2 protein-coding genes are annotated in these 5,216 nt (G+C 73.8%); both read left to right on the top strand.

All coding sequences use genetic code 11. The features are described from left to right. On the top strand, positions 1-2,708 hold a 2,708-nt coding region (locus GUY60_RS33945), incomplete at its 5' end, for a type I polyketide synthase (RefSeq protein WP_161704938.1). Between the two features lie 136 nt (positions 2,709-2,844). Further along, a partial coding sequence (locus GUY60_RS33940; RefSeq protein WP_161704936.1) for a type I polyketide synthase occupies positions 2,845-5,216 on the top strand: 2,372 nt, incomplete at its 3' end.

Genomic DNA, 5,216 nt, shown 5'->3' with positions numbered 1-5,216 from the left:
GGGCGGGGGGTCTCGGGCATCCGCTGCTCGACGCGAAGCTCGAACTCGCGGGCGGGCAGGGCGTGTTGTTCACCGGGCAGATCTCGCTGCGCGGCCAGCCGTGGCTGGCCGGGCACGCGGTCCTGGAGAGCCCGGTGCTTCCGGTCGCCGGTCTGGTCGAGCTGGTCGTACGGGCCGGGGACGAGCTGGACGGCACCGGGATCGGCGAACTCACCCTGCACACGCCGGTGGTGCTGCCGCGCGGCGGTGCCCTGGAGGTGCAGCTCGCCGTTGCCCCGGTGGACGACGCGGAGCGGCGGTCGTTCGCGCTGCACACGCGTGCCGTGGGCGCGGACGGGCCGTGGGTGACGCACGCCGAAGGGTTCCTGACCTCGGACGACCCGGTGGCCCTCGGCGACTCGGCCGCGGAGCCCCTGGCGGGTACGGCCGCGCAGGTGGAGCTGCCGGAGGAGTGGCAGCCGGAGGCGGCACAGTACGGGCTGCACCCGGAGCTGCTCGACCTGGCCGTGCGGGCGCCCGACGTGGTGGCGGCGGTGGGTGCCGCGCAGCCGGGGACGGTGCGGGTGCCCGCCGAGTGGCACGACGTCCGGCTGCGGGCCGGCGGTGCCACGGCGGTGGCGGTGCGCGCCGCGGAGCTCGGCGACGGTGCCGTCCGGGTGCAGTTGACCGACCCTTCGGGGCAGCCCGTGCTCACCGTGGGGCGCCTTGTGTTCCATGACGTTCCGGACAGCGGGTTCGTCACCACGGGCAGTTCGGTGCTGCCGCTGTTCCGCCTCGAATGGGGTGCGGGCGCGCTGCCGGAGCCGGAGCGGGCGCCGCGCTGGGGTGTGCTCGGCGCTGCGGGCGCCGACGTGCCGGGTCCCGCGTTCGCCGATGTCGCCGCCGCGGGTGCCGCGGTGGCGGCCGGTGCGCCGGTCGACGCCGTACGGCTGTGGGCGCTGCCCGACGCCGGGCCGGACGGCGATGTGGTGGGCGGTCTGCACGGCCGTACGCACCGGATGCTGACGCTGGTGCAGGAGTGGCTGGCCGACGAGCGGCTCGCCGGGCTGCCCCTGGTGGTGCTCACCCGGGGTGCCGTGAGTACCGGCATCGAGGACGTGCCGGACCCGGCGGGTGCCGGGGTGTGGGGGCTGCTGCGGTCGGCGCAGGCGGAGGCGCCCGGCCGGATCGTCATCGTCGACCTGGAGCCGCTGTCCGAAGGCCCCGGCTCGGGTGCAGGTGGCGAACCGGCGCCCTGGGAGGGCCAGTTGGCCTCGATCGTGGCCGCCGGTGAGCCGCAGGCCGCCCTGCGCGGTGCGCGCGTCCGGCTGCCGCGGCTGCAGCGCAGCTCCGCCGGGGCGTTGACGGCGGAGTCGACGGTGGCCTGGGACCCGGACGGCACCGTCCTGGTCACGGGCGGCACCGGCGCCCTCGGCCGGATCGTCGCCCGCCGCCTGGTGGCCGAGCACGGCGTACGGCATCTGCTGCTGCTCAGCCGGCGCGGCCCCGACGCCCCCGGCGCCGACGAGCTACGCGCCCAACTCGCCGCCCACGGAGCCACGGTGACCCTGGTGGCCTGCGACGCCGCCGACCGCGACGCCCTCGCCGCCGTACTGCGCGACATCCCCGCCGAACACCCGCTGACCGGCATCGTGCACACCGCGGGGGTCCTCGACAACGGTCTGGTGGCCGACCTGACGCCGCAGCGCCTCGACGCGGTCCTTCGGCCCAAGGCCGACGCCGCCTGGCACCTGCACGAACTCACCCGCGACCTGGACCTGACAGCGTTCGTACTGTTCTCGTCCAGCGTCGGCGTCGTCGGCGGCCCCGGTCAGGCCGACTACGCGGCCGCCAACGCCTTCCTCGACGGGCTCGCCGCCCATCGCGCGGCGGCCGGGCTCGCGGCGACGGCCATCGCCTGGGGGCTGTGGGAGGTCGACGACGGCATCAACGCGGGCCTGGGCGAGGCGGGCCTCAAGCGCTACGAACGGGAGGGCTTCCGGCGGCTCGCCCCGGCCGAGGCGACGGACCTGCTGCGGGCCGCGCTCACCGACGGCGAGGCCCAGCTCGTGGCGCTGCCCGTGGACCTTGCGGCGATGCGGGCGCACGGTCAGGTGCCGCCCGTGTTCCAGGGCCTGGTGCGCACACCGCAGCGGCCCACGGCACGGTCCGGGGGCGGCGCCGGTGACGCGCTGGGCGCCCGGCTCGCCGCGCTGCCCGACGCGGAGCGGCGTACGACGCTGCTCGACCTCGTACGGGCGGAGATCGCGGCGGTCCTCGCACACGCGGGCGGGCACGCCGTGGACGCCGAACGGCCCTTCCAGGAGCTCGGGTTCGACTCGATGACCGCCGTCGACCTGCGCAACCGGCTGGTCGCGCTGACCGGACTGCAGCTGCCGGCGACGCTGGTCTTCGACCACCCGAGCCCGGTGGCGCTCAGCGACTGGCTGCTCGGCCGGCTCGCCCCGGCCGACGCGGGGGCGCCCGCCCCGGCCCTTGCCGACCTCGACCGTCTGGAGGCGGCGTTGGCCGACGGCGGCGGGGGTGACGACGCGCTGCGGTCGACGGTGACCGTGCGGCTCCGGCAGCTGCTCGCACGGCTCGGTGAGGCCGCGCAGGAACCGGACGGGGGCGGCCCGGACGTGGCCGAGTCCCTGGAGGCCGCGTCGGCGTCGGAGATCTTCGACTTCATCGACAACCAGCTCGGCCGGTCCGCGCCGACGAACTGACCCCGCGTGCCGGCCGTACCGGCCGTACCGGCCCTTTTGGGCACCGCGCAGAGCGACACCCACACCGAACGACGCCCACACGAACGACGCCCGCACCGGACAAGGTCCGTACCGAACGAGGAGAGACGGAACCGGCATGTCGAACCAGTCCAACGAAGAGAAGCTGGTCGAGTACCTGAAGTGGGTGACCGCCGATCTGCACAAGGCACGTCAGCAGATCGCGGACCTGGAGTCGGGGCAGCAGGAGCCCGTCGCGGTGGTCGGCATGGCCTGCCGCTTCCCCGGCGGGGTGCGCTCGCCCGAGGACCTGTGGCGCCTTGTCCGTGACGAGGTCGACGGCACGTCCGAGTGGCCCACCGACCGCGGCTGGGACAACGAGGGCCTGTACGACCCGGAGCCGGGCACCGCGGGCAAGTCGTACACGCGCCGCGGCGGATTCCTGGACGGGGCGACGGACTTCGACGCCGCGTTCTTCGGGATCTCACCGCGCGAGGCGCTCGGGATGGACCCGCAGCAGCGGGTGCTCCTGGAGACCGCGTGGGAGGCGCTGGAGAGCGCGGGCCTCGACCCGGCCACCCTCAAGGGCAGCAGGACCGGTGTGTTCGCCGGGGTCGTCGAGCAGAGCTACCTGAACCGTGAGGGGCCCGAGGAGCTCGAGGGCTACCTGATGACGAGCAAGCTCAGCAGCGTCGCCTCGGGCCGGATCGCGTACACCTTCGGCTTCGAGGGCCCCGCGGTGTCCATGGACACGGCGTGCTCGTCGTCGCTTGTCGCGCTGCACATGGCGGTGCAGTCGCTGCGGTCGGGCGAGTCGACGCTCGCGCTCGCGGGCGGCGTCACCGTGTCGGGTTCGCCGAGCGGCTTCGTGGACTTCTCGCGGCAGCGCGGCCTGTCCGCCGACGGCCGCTGCAAGTCGTTCGCGGACACCGCGGACGGTACGGGCTGGAGCGAGGGCGTCGGCCTGCTGGTCGTGGAGCGCCTTTCGGACGCGCGGCGCAACGGGCACAACGTCCTTGCGGTCGTACGCGGTTCGGCCATCAACCAGGACGGCGCCTCCAACGGCCTCACCGCCCCGAACGGCCCCTCCCAGGAACGGGTCATCCGCCAGGCCCTGGCCTCGGCAAACCTGACGACCGCCGACGTCGACGCCGTCGAGGCCCACGGCACCGGCACCCGTCTCGGCGACCCCATCGAGGCCCAGGCCCTGCTCGCCACGTACGGGCAGGATCGCGCCGCTCAACGGCCCCTGTACTTGGGCTCGTTGAAGTCCAACATCGGGCACTCGGTCGCCGCCGCGGGTGTCGGCGGTGTCATCAAGATGATCGAGGCGATGCGGCACCGCGTCCTGCCGAAGACCCTGCACGTGGACCGGCCCACGCAGCACGTCGACTGGACGGCCGGCGCGGTCGAACTCCTCACCGAGGCCCGCCCCTGGACGGCCGAGGGCCGGCCGCGCCGCGCGGGTGTCTCCGCGTTCGGGGTGAGCGGGACGAACGCGCACGTGATCATCGAGGAGGCGCCGGCGGAGGAGGCGGCCCCGGAGTCGTCTTCCGGGCCCGCTGGTTCCGAGCCCGCTGGTTCCGATCCGGCCGGGCAGGGCTCCGCTCGTACGTTGCCGGTGCTGCCGTACGTGCTCTCCGCCAAGTCGCCGCAGGCGCTCGCCGCGCAGGCCGAGCGTCTCGTGACCCACCTCGACGAGCACCCGGACACGCCTGTACTGGACACGGCGTACAGCCTCGCCACGCAGCGCGCGCCGTTCGACCACCGCGCCACGATCACTGTGGCGGACGGGGACGCGGCCGCTCTGGGGGACGCCCTGCGCGCCCTCGCTGACGGCACCTCGCACCCCGCCCTCTCCACCGGCACCAGAAAGAGCGGCAAGACCGCGTTCCTGTTCACCGGCCAGGGCTCCCAACGCCTGGGCATGGGACGGGAGTTGTACGACACCTACCCCGTCTTCGCCGAAGCCTTCGACGTGGTCGTAGCGGCCCTCGACACCCACCTGTCGACACCGTTGCGGGACGTGATGTGGGGCACCGACCCCGACCTGCTCAACCGCACCGAGTACACCCAACCCGCACTCTTCGCCCTCGAAGTCGCCCAGTACCGCCTCATCGAATCCTGGGGCATCACCCCCGACTACCTCACCGGCCACTCCATCGGCGAACTCACCGCAGCCCACCTCGCCGGAATCCTCACCCTCAACGACGCCGCAACCCTCGTCACCACCCGAGCCCACCTCATGCAAACCGCCCCCCACGGCGGCACCATGACCGCCATCCAAGCCACCGAAGACGAAATCACCCCCCACCTCACCGACGGCGTCTCCCTCGCCGCCATCAACAGCCCCAACTCACTCGTCGTGTCCGGTGACGAGGCCGAAGTCCGCACCATCGAGGCGGAGTTCGAGAAGCAGGGCCGCAAGACCAAGCGGCTCACGGTGTCGCACGCCTTCCACTCCCCCCACATGGACCCGGTCCTCGACACCTTCCGCACCAAGGCCAAGGA

The sequence above is a fragment of the Streptomyces boluensis genome, assembly GCF_009908195.1.
Lineage (GTDB): Bacteria > Actinomycetota > Actinomycetes > Streptomycetales > Streptomycetaceae > Streptomyces > Streptomyces boluensis.
Note: the sequence above shows the minus strand (reverse complement) of the source record. Positions and strands in the feature narration are given on the sequence as shown.